Source organism: Martelella endophytica, from assembly GCF_000960975.1.
In the GTDB taxonomy this organism is placed as follows: Bacteria; Pseudomonadota; Alphaproteobacteria; order Rhizobiales; family Rhizobiaceae; genus Martelella; species Martelella endophytica.
The window spans coordinates 4,203,839-4,220,061 of the sequence record NZ_CP010803.1 but is presented as its reverse complement, the minus strand read 5'-3'; the positions used below and the strand labels follow the sequence as shown (position 1 = coordinate 4,220,061).

18 protein-coding genes are annotated in these 16,223 nt (G+C 63.2%); 15 read left to right on the top strand and 3 right to left on the bottom strand.

Going from position 1 to position 16,223, the window contains the following annotated elements:
• The first annotated feature begins 68 nt into the window (after positions 1-68).
• The 14 genes from trpS (at position 69) to trmB (ending at position 13,504) form a co-directional block, all read left to right on the top strand.
• On the top strand, positions 69-1,130 hold the full coding sequence (gene trpS, locus TM49_RS19535; protein ID WP_045683689.1) for a tryptophan--tRNA ligase: 1,062 nt from the start codon (positions 69-71) through the stop codon (positions 1,128-1,130).
• A 169-nt stretch (positions 1,131-1,299) separates the two neighbouring features.
• Positions 1,300-1,791 (top strand): universal stress protein, encoded by a 492-nt coding sequence (locus TM49_RS19530; RefSeq protein ID WP_045683687.1) that lies wholly within the window; start codon positions 1,300-1,302, stop codon positions 1,789-1,791.
• A 117-nt stretch (positions 1,792-1,908) separates the two neighbouring features.
• Positions 1,909-2,472: a NifU family protein gene (locus TM49_RS19525; protein WP_045685536.1), complete on the top strand. Its 564-nt coding sequence runs from the start codon at positions 1,909-1,911 to the stop codon at positions 2,470-2,472.
• Between the two features lie 25 nt (positions 2,473-2,497).
• A complete protein-coding gene (gene tsaB / locus TM49_RS19520; RefSeq protein ID WP_045683685.1) occupies positions 2,498-3,145 on the top strand; it encodes a tRNA (adenosine(37)-N6)-threonylcarbamoyltransferase complex dimerization subunit type 1 TsaB in 648 nt (215 codons plus the stop codon).
• Between the two features lie 195 nt (positions 3,146-3,340).
• Complete coding sequence (locus tag TM49_RS19515; RefSeq protein ID WP_045685535.1) at positions 3,341-3,835, top strand: GNAT family N-acetyltransferase; 495 nt, start codon at positions 3,341-3,343, stop codon at positions 3,833-3,835.
• A gap of 54 nt (positions 3,836-3,889) precedes the next feature.
• Positions 3,890-4,726, top strand: coding sequence for a lyso-ornithine lipid O-acyltransferase (gene olsA / locus TM49_RS19510; protein WP_082074932.1), 837 nt, complete (start codon positions 3,890-3,892; stop codon positions 4,724-4,726).
• A gap of 48 nt (positions 4,727-4,774) precedes the next feature.
• Positions 4,775-6,166 (top strand): tRNA (N6-isopentenyl adenosine(37)-C2)-methylthiotransferase MiaB, encoded by a 1,392-nt coding sequence (miaB, locus tag TM49_RS19505; protein ID WP_045683683.1) that lies wholly within the window; start codon positions 4,775-4,777, stop codon positions 6,164-6,166.
• A gap of 242 nt (positions 6,167-6,408) precedes the next feature.
• Positions 6,409-7,443 (top strand): PhoH family protein, encoded by a 1,035-nt coding sequence (locus TM49_RS19500; protein ID WP_144409702.1) that lies wholly within the window; start codon positions 6,409-6,411, stop codon positions 7,441-7,443.
• 1 nt (position 7,444) lies between these two features.
• Positions 7,445-7,951 carry an rRNA maturation RNase YbeY gene (ybeY, locus tag TM49_RS19495; protein WP_045685533.1) on the top strand — a complete coding sequence of 169 codons (507 nt, stop codon included), beginning with the start codon at positions 7,445-7,447 and terminating at the stop codon, positions 7,949-7,951.
• A gap of 13 nt (positions 7,952-7,964) precedes the next feature.
• Positions 7,965-9,116 carry a hemolysin family protein gene (locus TM49_RS19490; RefSeq protein WP_045683679.1) on the top strand — a complete coding sequence of 384 codons (1,152 nt, stop codon included), beginning with the start codon at positions 7,965-7,967 and terminating at the stop codon, positions 9,114-9,116.
• Positions 9,117-9,244: 128 nt separating this feature from the next.
• Entirely contained in the window at positions 9,245-10,723 is a 1,479-nt protein-coding gene (gene lnt, locus TM49_RS19485) for an apolipoprotein N-acyltransferase (RefSeq protein ID WP_045685532.1), read from the top strand.
• Between the two features lie 237 nt (positions 10,724-10,960).
• On the top strand, positions 10,961-11,374 hold the full coding sequence (locus TM49_RS19480) for a helix-turn-helix domain-containing protein (protein ID WP_045683677.1): 414 nt from the start codon (positions 10,961-10,963) through the stop codon (positions 11,372-11,374).
• A gap of 179 nt (positions 11,375-11,553) precedes the next feature.
• Positions 11,554-12,792 (top strand): methionine adenosyltransferase, encoded by a 1,239-nt coding sequence (metK, locus tag TM49_RS19475; protein ID WP_045683675.1) that lies wholly within the window; start codon positions 11,554-11,556, stop codon positions 12,790-12,792.
• A 10-nt stretch (positions 12,793-12,802) separates the two neighbouring features.
• On the top strand, positions 12,803-13,504 hold the full coding sequence (gene trmB, locus TM49_RS19470; RefSeq protein ID WP_045683673.1) for a tRNA (guanine(46)-N(7))-methyltransferase TrmB: 702 nt from the start codon (positions 12,803-12,805) through the stop codon (positions 13,502-13,504).
• A 3-nt stretch (positions 13,505-13,507) separates the two neighbouring features.
• Here the strand turns inward: trmB and TM49_RS19465 are convergent, their stop codons facing one another.
• Complete coding sequence (locus TM49_RS19465; protein ID WP_045683671.1) at positions 13,508-13,762, bottom strand: BQ00720 family protein; 255 nt, start codon at positions 13,760-13,762, stop codon at positions 13,508-13,510.
• A 51-nt stretch (positions 13,763-13,813) separates the two neighbouring features.
• The gene (locus tag TM49_RS19460) at positions 13,814-14,215 is read right to left on the bottom strand and encodes an Hsp20 family protein (protein WP_052699955.1); all 402 of its coding nucleotides are present in this window, start codon (positions 14,213-14,215) and stop codon (positions 13,814-13,816) included.
• 133 nt (positions 14,216-14,348) lie between these two features.
• On the opposite strand from TM49_RS19460, the gene TM49_RS19455 reads away from it, so the two are divergent.
• Entirely contained in the window at positions 14,349-15,290 is a 942-nt protein-coding gene (locus TM49_RS19455) for a nucleoside hydrolase (protein WP_045683669.1), read from the top strand.
• Here the strand turns inward: TM49_RS19455 and TM49_RS19450 are convergent.
• A complete protein-coding gene (locus tag TM49_RS19450) occupies positions 15,287-16,186 on the bottom strand; it encodes a ribokinase (protein ID WP_045683668.1) in 900 nt (299 codons plus the stop codon). The two genes, TM49_RS19455 and TM49_RS19450, sit on opposite strands and share 4 nt — an antisense overlap.
• Positions 16,187-16,223: the final 37 nt, after the last annotated feature.

Below are 16,223 nucleotides of genomic sequence, written 5' to 3'. Positions count from 1 at the left end.
GCCGTGCATAAGCGCACCGATAAAAATTCAACCATCCGGGCCTTCCACCCGTCCGAAAGAGACCAGACATGAGCGAATTCAAGCCGCAAATCTTCTCCGGCGTGCAGCCGACCGGCAACCTTCACCTCGGCAATTATCTCGGTGCGCTGCGCAAGTTCGTGGCGCTGCAGGACCAGATGGACTGCATCTACTGCGTCGTCGACATGCACTCGATCACCGCGCAGCTCGTCCATGACGACCTGAAGGGCCAGACGCGCTCGATCACCGCGGCCTATCTGGCCTCCGGCATCGACCCGGTGAAGCATATCGTCTTCAACCAGGCGGCTGTGCCGCAGCACGCCGAACTTGCCTGGATCTTCAACTGCGTCGCCCGCATCGGCTGGATGAACCGGATGACACAGTTCAAGGACAAGGCCGGCAAGGACCGCGAAAACGCTTCGCTCGGCCTGCTCGCCTATCCGAGCCTGATGGCCGCCGACATTCTCGTCTATCGCGCCACCCATGTGCCGGTCGGCGACGACCAGAAGCAGCATCTGGAACTGACCCGCGACATCGCGATGAAGTTCAACCTCGACTTCGCGAAGAAGATCCGCGAGAGCGGCACGGGCATCGACATCACCGTCGGTGACGAGCCGGTGCACGCCTTCTTCCCGATGGTCGAGCCGCTGATCGAAGGCCCGGCGCCGCGCGTCATGAGCCTGAAGGACGGCTCGAAGAAGATGTCGAAGTCGGATCCTTCCGACCTGTCGCGGATCAACCTGACCGATGATGCCGACACCGTCGCCCGCAAGATCCGCAAGGCCAAGACCGATCCGGATGCGCTGCCGAGCGAAGTCGACGGGCTGAAGGGCCGGCCGGAAGCCGACAATCTCGTCGGCATCTTCGCCGCGCTTTCCGATCGCACCAAGGCTGACGTGCTTGCCGAATTCGGCGGCCAGCAGTTCTCGCAATTCAAGCCGGCGCTCGCCGATCTCGCGGTCACCGTGCTGTCGCCGATCACCGCCGAGATGCGCAAACTGCTGGACGATCCCGCCCATATCGACGCCGTCTTGAAGGATGGCGGCGAGCGGGCAGGGGCGATCGCCGAGAAGACGATGAAGGATGTTCACAACATCGTCGGTCTGCTCTGACGCTTGATTTTTCACCATTTGTGATAAGGTGGCGCCAGACCGGCCGTTCGGCCGGAGCCGCAGCGTGACCGGATTTTTCCTTTGAAAACGGGCTGAAACGTGTTGAGATCACGCGTTGTTCAGCCCGCTTTCACGGTTGGCTGCATCATCGAAACGGAGTGCTGCGAACATGGTTTCCAAGCGTCTTTCCGGCGAGACCGGCCATCGCCGCAAATTCATGGCGATCGTTGACGATACGCCCGAATGTGCCCGCGCCGTGCATTATGCCGGCCGCCGCGCCAAGAATTCCAACGGCGGCCTGGTGCTGCTCTATGTCATCCCCGAGCACGACGTCCAGCAGTGGATCGGCGTGCAGGAGATCATGCGGGCCGAGGCGCGCGAGGAGGCCGAAACGATCGCCAACCGCGCTGCCGAACGGGTGCGCGAAGCGATCGGCATCGAGGCGGAGATCGTCATCCGCGAGGGTAATCGCGCCGAGGAGATCAATGCCGCCGTCGAGGAAGACCGCGATATCGCGATCCTGGTGCTCGCCGCCGGCGGCGCCAAGGAAGGGCCGGGGCCGCTGGTCTCGCTGCTTGCCGGGCGCGGCAGGGCCTTCACCATTCCCGTCACCGTTCTGCCCGATGGGCTTGATGACGGCGATATCGACGCACTCTGCTGACCATCGGCCTTGCGGATCGCGGCCAAAGGGCCGATATAGGGGTGGAAAAATCAGTGCCGGTCTTTCGACCGGCCACTTGCGCGGCGAGGCCGCCCGAAGACCGATTTGGAGATGATGATGTTCATCCAGACCGAAACCACGCCGAACCCGGCAACCGTGAAATTCCTGCCTGGCAAGGTGGTGATGGAGGCCGGCAATGCCGAATTCCGCTCCGCCGATGACGCGATTGTCTCGCCGCTGGCAACGCGGCTCTTTGCCGTGCCGGGCGTGACAGCCGTCATGTTCGGTTACGACTTCATTGCCGTCACCAAGGGCGAGCCCGAGTGGCAGCACCTGAAGCCGGCGATCCTCGGCGCCATCATGGAGCACTTCATGTCCGGCGCGCCGGTGATGGCCGCCGAAGCGCCCGTCTTTGATGACGACAGCGGCGAGGAATTCTTCGATGCCGGCGACGAGACGCTTGTCGCCACGATCAAGGAACTGCTCGAGACCCGCGTTCGTCCTGCCGTGGCGCAGGATGGCGGCGACATCACCTTCCGCGGTTATCGCGAAGGCACGGTGTTCCTCAACATGAAGGGCGCATGCTCCGGCTGCCCGTCCTCGACGGCGACCCTGAAGCACGGCGTGCAGAACCTTCTGCATCACTTCGTGCCCGAGGTGGAGCACGTGGAAGCCGTCTGAGAACGGCATTCCCCGGGGGGGCAAGATGATCATTCTGGCGCTCGATACGGCTTCCGCCGATTGCGCGGTCGCGATCGCTGATGGCGACGTCGTGCTGTCGCGTGCCGTGGAGACCATCGGCAAGGGCCACGCCGAGCGCCTGATGCCGCTTCTCGACGCCTGCCTGCACGAGGCGGGTATTACGCTCCAGGATATCGACCGCATCGCCGTCAATATCGGTCCCGGCTCGTTCACCGGCATCCGTGTCGGCGTTTCCGCCGCCCGTGCCCTGGCGCTGGCGATCGGCTGCGAATGCGTCGGCGTCTCCTCGCTCGCGGTGCTGGGCGAGCAGCAGCTGGCTGCACATCCCGGCCGTGCGGTTCTGGTCACCATCGATGCCCGCCGCGGCGAGGCCTTCTCCGCTGTCTACGCTTCCGATGGCGCCATCCTCTTAGAACCCGCCGCCACCGCCTACGAGGATCTCGCAGCGCTCGCCGCTCGTTTCGATGCCGTCGCCACCGGTTCCGGTGCGATCATTGCCGGCCTTTGTGAGGCGTCCACGGCCGATCATGTCGAGATCGAGACCATCGCCAGGCTGGGCCTGACCGTCACCCCCGGTGCTTCCGTCTCTCCGCTTTACCTCCGCGCCGCCGACGCCCGCCCCCAAGCCGGCTTCACCCTTCCGCGTGCGTGAGGCGGCGGCCATGTCTTCAGTCCTCGCCGTAACGCTCCCTTCGATCTCCCCCCTTGAGGGGGAGATGCCCCGACAGGGGCAGAGAGGGGTGCAGCGCGAGTCGCTCATTCTGATTCAATTGGACAGGGTTTACCCCTCTCTGTCGCTTTCGCGACATCTCCCCCTCAAGGGGGGAGATCGATGGGAGGTTCCCCGATGATCCCGACCTTCTGGCGCAGGCACGCCGAATTCGAGCATTTTCCGCTGGAAGACGAGCATCTGGGGCTTGCGGCGGAGCTGCATCGCCAGCGGTTTACCCATGCCTGGAGCGCGGGAGAGCTTAGGAAGCTTCTCGGCCAGAAGCCGGTGTTCGGCTTCATCATGCGCCAGACCAACCGGGTCATCCGCCCGCCGGCCTCCGGTTTCGTGCTGGCCCGGAGTGTTGATGAGGAAGCGGAGATTCTGACCATCTGCACCGACGCCCGCCATGCGCGCAGCGGTATCGGCTGGCGGCTGATGATGGCGGCGATGACAGAGGCGCGGGCGCGCGGGGCGACCTACATGCTGCTCGAGGTCGACGCGCTGAACCAGCCGGCGATCGGGCTTTACCGCAAGCTTGGCTTCGTCGAGGTCGGCCGCCGCAAGGCCTATTACGCCCACGCCGATGGCAGCCGCTCGAGCGCGCTTGTCATGCGCCGCGAACTCGGCTAACCCGATTTCGGTTTATGAGGCTTCGGCGGGAAGACCATGAAAGAATTGCCGAACATGCCTGACAGGGCCGGGGAGGGCGAGCGCGTGGGGCCTGCATCATCGCCGTTTCGCTATCTGCGCTACGCATATGTCGCGATTGTGCTGCTGATCACGACCATCGTGCTGTCGCCGTTGCAGATCCTCTGTCTCTGGCGTGGCTGGAAGCTCGCGCGCAAGCTGCCGCGCTACTGGCACATGGTCGCCTGCTTCGTGCTCGGCATCCGCATCCATGTCCATGGCGAGATCGATCGCGCCCGGCCATTGCTGCTATCCGTCAATCACACGAGCTGGCTCGATATCGTCGTGCTTGGCCGCATCGCCGACGTCGCCTTCATCGCCAAGTCGGAGGTGAAGACTTGGCCGGTCTTCGGCCTCTTCGCCCGGCTGCAGAATTCGGTATTCATCGAGCGTGCCGACCGGCGTGGCGCCGACAAGCAGGTGAATACGATTGCCGAGCGGCTCGCCGGTGGCGAGATCATCATCCTCTTTCCCGAGGGAACGACGTCTGACGGCAACCGGTTGTGGCCGATCAAGTATTCGCTGTTCGGCGCCGCTTCCAGCGCCGTGCCGTTCTCGCCCTCCGGCAAGGTTCATGTGCAGCCGGCCGTCGTCGCCTATACCGGCATTCAGGGCATGCCGATGGGCCGGTTCCAGCGACCGATCGTCGCCTGGCCCGGCGATGTCGAGATGTTGCCATCGCTTGCCGGCGTGATCGATGCCCGCGCGCTTGATGTCGACGTCTGTTTCGGCGAGAGCGTCGTCTTCGACGCCGAAACGAAGCGCAAGGAGGCCGCAGCCGAGGTCGAGGCGCGGATGCGCGAGATGCTCGCCGAACGCCTGCGCGGGCGCTGACGATTTTTTTTGATTTTCTCGCGCGCCAATTAACGTTAAAAGGCCGCCATGACAGAGCAAACGACATTGATCCGGCAGAGTGCGGCGACGGCCGCTGACAACCAGCGCAAGGTTTTCATCAAGACCTATGGCTGTCAGATGAACGTCTACGATTCCGAGCGCATGGGCGAGGCGCTGGCAGCCGATGGCTACCAGCCCACCGACAATGTCGAGGACGCCGATCTGATCCTGCTCAACACCTGCCACATCCGCGAGAAAGCAGCGGAAAAGGTCTATTCTGCGCTTGGCCGCTACCGCGACCTGAAGGCCGCGCGCGCGGCCGAAGGCCGGGAGACGCTGATCGGCGTTGCCGGCTGCGTCGCTCAGGCCGAGGGCGAGGAAATCCTCCGCCGCTCGCCCGCCGTTGACGTCGTCATCGGTCCTCAGACCTATCACCGCCTGCCGCAGGCCCTCGTCAAGGCCAAGGCCGGCGAGCGCGTGGTCGATACCGAATATGCCGTCGAGGACAAGTTCGACTATCTGCCGAAGAAGGAGCGCGGCGCGCGCCCGAAGAATGTCTCGGCCTTTCTGACGGTGCAGGAAGGCTGCGACAAGTTCTGCACCTTCTGCGTGGTGCCCTATACGCGCGGCGCGGAGATTTCCCGCTCGCTGAAGCAGATCCTTGATGAGGCGCGGCGGCTTGCCGAAAACGGCGTGCGCGAAATCACGCTGCTCGGCCAGAACGTCAACGCCTGGCATGGCGAAAGCGAAGATGGCGCCGAATGGGGGCTTGGCGACCTGCTGTTCGAACTCGCAAGCATCGAAGGCATTGCGCGGCTGCGCTACACCACCAGCCACCCGCGCGACATGGACGATCGGCTGATGCAGGCGCATCGCGAGCTCGGCAAGCTGATGCCCTATCTGCACCTGCCTGTGCAGGCTGGGTCCGACCGGATCCTGAAGGCGATGAACCGCAAGCATACGGCTGAGGAATATCTCGCGCTCATCGAGCGCATCCGTGAAGCCCGACCCGACATTGCCATGTCCGGCGATTTCATCGTCGGCTTTCCGGGCGAGACCGAAGAGGATTTCCAGGCGACGCTCGCGCTTGTCGAGAGGGTGCGTTATGCGCAGGCCTTCTCCTTCAAGTATTCGCCGCGTCCGGGCACACCTGGCGCCGAACTGACGGATCAGGTGCCGGAAGACGAGAAGGCGGGGCGCTTGCAGCGGCTTCAGGCGCTGCTGACGCGTCACCAGCTCGAATTCGCCCAGTCGCGGATCGGCATGGAGATGGATATCCTGCTCGAAAAGCCCGGCCGCAATGAAGGCCAGATGATCGGCCGTTCGCCCTGGCTGCAGTCCGTGGTGGTCGCCGCGGACGAGTCCGAGATCGGGCAGATGGTGCGGGTGAAGATCACCGAGGCAAGCGCCAACAGCCTTGCCGCAACCCGCATCGGTTGACTGTGACAGCCCGGTGAATTTGACAGCCGGCAAATACAATTCGCTTCACAAAACGTGGAATCGCGTTTAGCCTTTCATCATGAAGAGTGACAGGCGAGAAGAGACTCACATTTCTGCCTACTTAACTCCGTCTATGTCCCCCACAATTGTAATGGACAGGACGCCGTTGATGCCGGTCGCGGGCCGGTTCTGCGGCGCTTTCGGGTTTTACCAAGGAGCTGAACCGCTTGAACGCTACTGAAATGGTCGCAGAGCACGCGCAAAGGCCTGACGCAAGCCACTTCGTGCTCACCTTCGAGAACAACCGCCACGCCAGCGAATTGTTCGGCCAGTTTGACGAGCATCTGAAACTTCTGGAAAAGCAGCTGGGCATAACGGCCGTTCCGCGCGGAAACTCCGTCGCGCTGAGCGGGTCCACGCTTGCAACCCACCAGGCGCGACGCGCGCTTGATTATCTTTATGCCCAGCTTCAGAAAGGGGCACAGGTGGAAAAATCCGATGTCGAGGGCGCCATTCGCATGGCCCAGGCCGCCGACGACCAGCTGACCCTGCCGACCATGGAACGCAAGGCGCGTCTTTCCATGTCGCAGATTTCGACCCGCAAGAAATCGATCGCCGCCCGCACGCCTGTGCAGGACGCCTATATCCGCGCCATGGAACGCAACGAACTGGTGTTCGGCGTCGGTCCGGCCGGTACCGGCAAGACCTATCTTGCTGTTGCCTACGCTTCCCAGCTTCTGGAGCGCGGCGCCATCGAGAAGATCATTCTTTCGCGTCCCGCCGTGGAAGCCGGCGAGCGGCTCGGCTTCCTGCCGGGCGACATGAAGGAGAAGGTCGATCCCTATCTGCGCCCGCTCTATGACGCGCTCTATGACATGATCCCCGGTGATCGCGTCGAGCGCGCGATGACGGCGGGTGTCATCGAAATCGCACCGCTTGCCTTCATGCGCGGCCGCACGCTGACCAACGCGGCCGTTATTCTCGACGAGGCGCAGAACACGACGTCGATGCAGATGAAGATGTTTTTGACGCGTCTCGGCGAGAATTCGCGGATGATCGTCACCGGCGATCCGAGCCAGGTCGACCTGCCGCGCGGCGTCAAGTCCGGTCTGGTGGAGGCGCTTGATGTGCTGACCGGCGTCGAGGGGGTTTCGACGGTGCGTTTCACCGACAAGGACGTGGTGCGTCATCCTCTGGTTGCCCGTATTGTGGCTGCCTATGAAGGAGGACGTCGCGCCCCCGCTGCGGCTGGGCCAGCCGAAGGCGAAAACGACTAACATGGTCGAGTTTGACTATCAGGTGAGCCGCGAGGCCGATGGCTGGGCGGACGAGGCAGCGCTTGAGGTGCTTTCCGGCCGGGTGATCGGCGCAGCAGCGGACTATCTCGTCGCCGAGGAAGGTCAGCCGTTTCCGGTGATACCGGTGGAGCTTTCGTTGGTGTTTACCGATGACGCGGCCATCCGTGAAATCAATGCGGAGTGGCGGGACAAGGACAAGGCCACCAATGTCCTGTCGTTTCCCGCCTTTCCCGTCGCCCCCGGCGACATGCCAGGGCCGATGCTCGGTGATATCGTGATCGCCTACGAGACCGTCGCGCGCGAGGCGGACGAACTCGAGAAGAGCTTCGAGGATCACCTTACCCATCTTCTGGTGCATGGATTTCTGCATCTTTTGGGTTATGATCATATCGAAAATGAAGAAGCTGAACTGATGGAAGGCTTGGAGACTCGCATTTTGGCCACACTTGGCCTATCTGATCCCTATCAGGGCAGTGACCCGATTTAGCACCCAAGGAAAGATGAACCAGCGACAGATCGTGCCGACCGAAGAGAGCGGCCAGGATTCGGAAGACGGATCTACCATCGAAGAGCCCAACAGTCCGGCTTTGGACAAGCTGAAACCAGCGGGCTCACCCCTCAGAGGATTGCTCCTGCGCTTCCGGCGTAACGGACATGGAGCATCGCGCCTGCGCGAAGACCTTGAGGATGCCCTTTCAACCGACAACTCCGGCGACAACGACTTCTCCCCCGAAGAGCGCGCCATGCTCAACAACATCCTCAGTTTCCGCGAGGTGCGGGTTGAGGATGTAATGGTGCCGCGTGCCGATATCGACGCGATCGACCAGAGCATCTCCGTCGGCGAGCTGCTGCTTGTCTTCGAGAATTGCGGCCACTCGCGCATGCCGGTCTATTGCGAGACGCTCGATGACCCGCGCGGCATGGTGCATATCCGCGATCTTCTGGCCTATCTGTCGAAGCAGGCCCGTGGTCGCCGACGCGCGCGTCCCGCAGCGGCCCGCGACGGTGATTCCAAGGCGCCGGAGAAGCCATCAAAGACCCCGCAGCCGGTGCTCGATCTCGCCAAGGTCAATTTGCAGAAGACGATCGTCGAAGCAGGGCTGATCCGCCCGGTGCTGTTCGTGCCGCCCTCCATGCTGGCCTCCGACCTCTTGCAGCGCATGCAGGCCGGACGTACCCAGATGGCGCTCGTCATCGATGAATACGGTGGTACCGATGGTCTTGTCTCGCACGAGGATATCGTCGAGATGGTCATCGGCGAGATCGACGACGAACATGACAGCGAGGAGGCGATGTTTACCCGCGTTTCCGACGACGTGTTCCTGGCCGATGCCCGCATCGAGCTGGAAGACATCGCCGAAGCCATCGGCCCCGACTTCGATATTGACGATCACGCCGAGGATGTCGACACGCTCGGCGGCCTGATCTTCTCCGAGATCGGCCGGATCCCGGCGCGCGGCGAGGTGATCCAGTCGCTGCCGGGCTTCGAGGTTCACATCCTCGATGCCGACCCGCGCCGGATCCGCCGGGTACGCATCCTGCGCAAGCGCGGCCCGGTCCGCAGGCGCCTCGCCGCCCGCATCGCCGATCAGGAAGAGGGCCGCGGTGATACCGCCCGCCCGGCGGACGAGACGAGCGGCTCTGCAGAATAGCCTCCCGCCAACAGCCTGCCGGGGGGAGACCATCGGCAGGCTGGTCGCTTATTCGGGCGAGGGCGGGACGGCTCTTGTCTTCTTTTGAAATCCGGGCGCCATGCCGCGCGGCAAGCAGGGATTTTGTGTTGAAACGCCTGGCGGATTATCTTCGGGGGCTCGGCCGCGTGGAACGCATTGTCGCGCTCGTCTGTGCCGGCGCGCTTGCCACGTTTGCGCTCGCGCCCTTCGGCTTTCTGCCGGTGATGTTCATCGCGATGCCGCTGGTCGTGCTGGTGATCGACGGAGCGCTTGCCGACCGCGCCGGCATTGCGCGGGTGCGGGCGGGCTTTGCGGCGGGCTGGTGGTTCGGTCTCGGCTATTTCGTTTTCGGCCTCTGGTGGCTCGGTGTGGCGATCTGGAAGGACGGAGCCTATTGGGCGCTGCCCTTCGCCGTTCTCGGCTTTCCGGCGGTCCTGGCGCTGTTTTACGGACTGGCCGGCGCCATTTCCGCGCCGTTCTGGCGCGGCGGGCCGCTCAGGCTTCTGGCCTTCGCGATCGCGATGGTGCTCGCAGAATGGCTTCGCGGGCACATCGCCACCGGGTTTCCATGGAACGCCATCGGCTATACCGCCATGCCGGTCCCCATCCTGATGCAGGCCGACCGGCTGACCGGCATCTATGTCATGGGCGGTCTTGCCGTCTTCGTCTTCGGCGCTCCCGCCTTTCTGGCCGATCGGTCTGGCCGTATTGCAGGCCTCACTGCCGCGATGGTGATCGTGGTTTCAAGCCTTGGCTATGGCTGGCACCGCCTGTCGCAGCCGGAGCCGGCGGCCGGTTCGGTGCTGAATTTCCGGCTGGTGCAGCCGGATTTCGACGATCAGGACTGGGCGACGGAAGAGGGGCGGGGCAAGGTTTTCGCAACGCTCATGGCACTCTCGTCCGAACCGCCGGCGCCCGGAACGCCGCCGCCGGACGTGATCGTCTGGCCGGAAAGCTCGCTCCCCTTCCTGCTGGAAGAGCGTCCGGATGCACGCACCGCCATTTCCGGCATGCTGCAGCCCGGACAGGTGCTGATCCTCGGCGCGGCCCGGTTTGCCGGCCGCAAGCCGGATGGCTGGCCGCAGTTCCATAACGCCGTCTATGTGCTCAACGACGAGGGTGAGACCGTGTCCATAGCCGGAAAGACGCACCTTGTGCCTTTCGGCGAATACCTGCCCTTCGAGGACTTCTTCCGCTCCATCGGCCTTTCGGCCCTGACCCGGCTGCCCGGAAGCTATGTGCCGGCCGCCAACCGCCAGATGCTGGTTCTGCCGGACGGCACCAGCCTGTTCCCGCTGGTGTGCTACGAGGCTGTCTTTCCGCGGCTGGTGGCCGATGGCACCGGCGACGCCGTGGCGCTGCTCAATGTAACCTATGATGCGTGGTTCGGTTACACGCCCGGCCCGTTCCAGCACCTCATGCAGGCGCGGCTGCGCGCAATCGAGACTGGCAAGCCACTGATTCGCGTCGGTGAAAATGGGGTCACGGCGGTTGTAGACGCTCATGGACGTGTTAGAGATCGTTTGCCTTTCGACACGCGTGGATTTCTCGATGTACACATTCTGCATCCAAAGGCTGCAAAATAGGCTATACGAAAGGCTATTCGTCTTATACGCGTGACTAGAAAATTTGCTTTAGGGATAGATAACTCACCCAAAGGTTTTATAATTGGCGCGTAATTGACCCGTTTACCCTAAAATTGCATAGTACCGACGCCTGATACTCAACTAGGGCTTTTTCTCGCCGAAATCCGATGGTTGTATGTCCATCTGACTGGGTGGCGGCCACGGCCGCTTGTCAGGCTAGCGAAGTTAGGAAGAAAAATGATAGAAAATAAAAAGAAGCCGAACCCCATCGACGTGCATGTTGGGAGTCGGATCAGGTTGCGCCGTACCATGCTGGGCATGAGCCAGGAGAAACTTGGTGAAAGCCTGGGTATCACATTCCAGCAGATCCAGAAGTACGAGAAGGGCACCAACCGCGTTGGCGCCAGCCGGCTTCAGAACATCTCCACGATCCTCAACGTACCGGTCTCGTTCTTCTTTGAAGATGCGCCGGGCGATCAGGCCCGCAGCGCGACGGGCATGGCCGAAGCTTCGAGCTCCAGCTATGTGGTCGATTTCCTCTCATCCTCCGAGGGGCTGCAGCTCAACCGTGCTTTCGTGAAGATCGGCGACCCCAAGGTCCGCCGCAAGCTGGTGGATCTCGTCAAGACGCTGGCTGCTGAAGCCGAATAGATACCCGTCTGCGAGAAAATGTCCCTAGCAGCGCTGGAAGGCGGCCATAACCGCCTTCTGCTTGCGCGCATCCGCATGCCTCGCGATTGGACATAAAGGTATATTTATATCGTTGTGCGCTTGTCATCTCGCCGCGAAATGACTAACAAATCGGGCTAGTTTCTATGTGGGGAATCCCGATGCGCAGCAATTATCTGTTTACCAGCGAATCCGTTTCCGAAGGCCACCCCGACAAGGTCTGTGACCGTATTTCCGACGAAATCGTCGACCTCGTCTATCGCGAGGCCGTCAAGACCGGTGTCGACCCGTGGTCGGTCCGCATCGCATGCGAGACGCTGGCGACCACCAACCGGGTCGTGATCGCCGGTGAGGTCCGCCTGCCGCCGAGCCTGATGAAGCTTGACAAGAACGGCAAGGAAATCGTCAATCCGTCGCGGTTCAAATCTGCCGCCCGACGCGCCATCCGCAACATCGGTTACGAGCAGGACGGTTTCCACTGGAAGACGGCCCGCATCGACGTGCTTCTGCATGCCCAGTCCGCCCACATCGCGCAGGGCGTTGATAACGCATCCGATCGCCAGGGCGACGAAGGCGCGGGCGATCAGGGCATCATGTTCGGTTTCGCCTGCCGCGAGACACCTGAGCTGATGCCGGCGCCGATCTATTACGCCCACCGCATTCTCCAGACGCTGGCCGAGGCCCGCAAGGCCGGCGAGGGCGAGGTTGCCCTGCTTGGCCCCGATGCCAAGAGCCAGGTGACCGTGCGTTACAAGGACGGCAAGGCATCCGAGGTCGTTTCCATCGTGCTTTCGACCCAGCATGTCGACGAGAGCTGGGATTCCAAGAAGGTGCGCAGCGTCGTCGAACCTTATGTTCGCGAAGCTCTCGGCGAGCTGCCGATTGCCGATGATTGCGTCTGGTATGTGAACCCGACGGGCAAGTTCGTGATCGGCGGGCCGGATGGCGACGCCGGCCTTACCGGCCGCAAGATCATCGTCGACACCTATGGCGGTGCAGCGCCCCATGGCGGCGGCGCCTTTTCCGGCAAGGACACGACCAAGGTCGATCGCTCCGCGGCCTATGCCGCGCGCTATCTCGCCAAGAACGTCGTTGCCGCGAACTTTGCCGAAAAGTGCACCATCCAGCTTGCCTACGCCATCGGCGTTTCGCAGCCGCTCGCCGTCTATGTCGATCTGCACGGCACCGGCAAGGTCACCGAGGAAGCCGTCGAGAAGGCGATCCGCGAGGTGATGGACCTTTCGCCCTCCGGCATTCGTCGCCACCTGGCGCTCAACAAGCCGATTTACGCCAAGACCTCCGCCTATGGCCATTTCGGTCGCAAGGCTGGCCGTGACGGCTCGTTCTCCTGGGAAAAGCTTGACCTCGTGCGTCCGCTGAAGCAGGCGCTGAAGAACTGACGGTAGGCTCGTGAGCGCAGATAGCGGAAACCAGACGGGACGTGCTTTCTTCGGAAGGCGCAAAGGCAAGGCATTGCGCGAGCGGCAGGCGCGCAATCTCGCCGAGTTGCTGCCTCGGCTTGCGCTCGATCCCGCTTCGCCTCGGCCAGCCGCGCTGGCCACCCTTTTTGCCGCCGATGTCGAACATTTTCGCCTCGAGATCGGCTTCGGTGGCGGCGAGCATCTGATGCACCGGGTGCGGGAAAACCCCGCGACCGGATTCATCGGCATCGAACCCTTCGTCAATTCGATGGCCAAGCTCCTGGGCGAGGTCGAGGTGGATCCGCCAGGCAATCTCCGGCTTTACGATGACGATGCTGTCGACATCCTCGACTGGCTGCCCGATGGCTCGCTCGATCAGATCGATCTTCTTTATCCCGACCCCTGGCCGAAGCGGAAACACTGGAAACGGCGGTTCGTCTCTCAGGCCAATCTCGCCCGCTTCCACCGTGTGCTGAAGCCGGGCGGGCTGTTCTGCTTTGCCTCGGACATCGATACTTATGTCAACTGGACGCTGTTGCATTGCCGCAGCCATGGCGGCTTCGCCTGGACGGCACGGCAAGCGCAGGACTGGCTGACGCCGTTTGCCGGCTGGCCCAGCACGCGCTACGAGGCGAAGGCCCGGCGCGAGGGGCGCGGCAGCGCCTATCTCACCTTCCGTCGATTGCCGTAAGTCTCAGTGCAGCGTGACGGTGGTGAGTTCGTCTTCCATCGCCTTGAAGAAGATGCTGGTGCGGTTTTCGGTCAGAAGCAGCAGCGTGCCGTCAGCGGCAAACAGGGCCCAGAGCGTCTCGGCGGATTTCAGCTCGGCCTCGGGGAAGCGCTTCAGGGCCTCCTCGCGCTCGAATGCGCGGAAATAGCCAAGGTTGCCGGCGCCGAAGGCGGCTAGCTGTTCGGCTTCACGGGCGAAGTTCGCGCTCGGGGTTTTCATGGATGCCTTTCCTGACCTTGGGCGGCCGCGGGCGCGGCCAGTCTTTGAAGGCTAGTCTGAAACGGAAATATTAATTTTCCGTACCTCTTTCGGCCTGCGGGCGATATCGATTTCCAGAAGGCCGCGTTCGAGGCTGGCGCCGACGACATCCATGCCGTCGGCAAGGGTGAACTGGCGGCGAAACTGCCGGCCGGCGATGCCGCGATAGAGAAACTCGCCCTCGGCCCGCTCTTCCTGCAGGCCGCTGACGAAAAGTACGCTGTTTTCGGCCACGACGTCGAGTTCGTCCTCGGCGAAGCCCGCAACGGCGAGCGTGATGCGCAGGAAAACGCCATCCGGCTCATCCGGGAACCAGCAGACGTCGAAAGGCGGATAGCCGGCTCCGCCCTTCAGGCCATCGCGCGCGGCATTTTCCAGGTAATGCGGGTCGATCCTCAGATCAATTCTCGGCATGGCTCGGCTCCGGGCTTGCCCTTTCCATATGGCCGGTCATGGCCGTGATCGCAAGGGCTGGCTTGCTTGACAAGTGAATGTCCAGGCTGCAGTGCTCACATTCCAGACTGGTGCCCGCTACAGGAGAAGACGCATGGCCGCCCGCAAGATCATCATCGACACCGACCCCGGACAGGACGACGCCGCCGCCATCCTGCTGGCGCTGGCGAGCCCGGAAGAGATCGAGGTGCTGGGCATCACGGCGGTGGCCGGCAATGTGCCGCTGGCGCTGACCAAGCGCAACGCCCGCATCGTCTGCGAACTGGCCGGCCGCCCCGACATCCGCGTCTTTGCCGGCTGCGACAAGCCGATGAATCGGGACCTTGTGACCGCCGAACATGTTCACGGCAAGACCGGCCTCGATGGCCCCGACCTGCCGGAGCCGACCATGCCGCTGCAGGATGCGCACGCCGTCGACTTCCTCATCGAAACCTTGCGGACCGAGCCGGAAAAGACCGTGACGCTCTGCGCGCTGGGGCCGCTCACCAATCTCGCGACCGCCTTCGAGAAGGCGCCGGATATCGTGGCGCGCGTCCAGGAGATCGTGCTGATGGGCGGGGGCTATTTCGAGGGCGGCAACATCACACCCTCGGCCGAGTTCAACATCTATGTCGACCCGGAGGCGGCAAAGGCGGTCTTCGGCGCTGGCATTCCGATCGTGATGATGCCCCTCGACGTCACCCACCAGCTTCTCTGCCTCAAGGAGCGGGTCGAGCGCATCGATGCGATCGGCCGGCCCGCGGCGCAGGCGATGGCGGCGATGCTGCGCTACTACGAGCGCTTCGATATCGAGAAATACGGCTCCGATGGCGGCCCGCTGCATGATCCCTCGGTGACGGCCTACCTCATCCGGCCAGAACTTTTCTCCGGCCGGATGTGCAATGTCGAGATCGAGACCGCCTCGGAGCTGACGCTCGGCGAGACCGTGATCGACTGGTGGCGTGTGACGGAGCGCAAGCAGAACGCCATGGTCATCGGCAAGGCCGATGCCGACGGCTTCTTCGCGCTTCTGACCGAGCGCCTGGCGAGACTTTAAAGTCTCGCCTCGACCTCGGCGATCACCGGAATGGACGGCTGGGCGCCGGGCTTGAGGCAGGCAAGCGCGCCGGCCACCGCCGCCTGGCGGGCCGCCTCCTCGAAGGCAAGGCCGCGGTCGAGGCCGCTTGCCAGATAACCGCAGAAGGTGTCGCCGGCGCCGACCGTGTCGATGGGCTCGATCTTCAGGCTGTCGATCTTGTGGAAGGCGCCTTCGTGCACGGCGATGACGCCATCGCCACCGAGCGTGATGACCATCGTCTGGCCGGTCTCATCATGGCGGGTCTTCAGCATCGCGGCACGGCCCGCGTCGCCGAGTTCGTTGGCACCGACGAGGCGCTCGAATTCCGTCTCGTTGGCAATCACGATATCGGCGAGCAGGCTGAGTTCGGCGGCTTCGTCGGTGAGCGGCGCGGTGTTGAGCACGGTTCTGACACCCTTCGCCCGCGCGGCCTCGAGTGCTGTGCGAATGGCGGGGGCAGGGATTTCGAGCTGCAGCATCAGGATATCGCCGGCCGCCATGCTGTCGACGGCGGCCCTGGCGTCCGCTTCATCGAGCGTGCCGTTGGCGGCGGCATTGATGACGATGACGTTCTCGCCATCGCCGCCGACGAGGATCATGGCGGTCCCCGTCGGGCCATCGGTTGTCTTCAGCGCGGAGAGATCGACGCCGGCAGCGTCAAGAAGCGCCGTTGCCGGCCCAGCGAATTCATCGGTGCCGACGGCGCCGGCCATTGCGACGCGGGAGCCAGCCCGGCGCGCTGCGAGAGCCTGGTTCGCGCCCTTGCCGCCCGGCGCGGTCGCGAAGGATGTCCCCGTCACGGTCTCGCCCGGTTCCGGCAGGCGTTTCGTCGTGGCGATGAGGTCCATGTTGATGGAACCGAAGACCGTGATCATGGTGTTCTCCCGAATTTATAGGCCCGCCGCCAGCGCT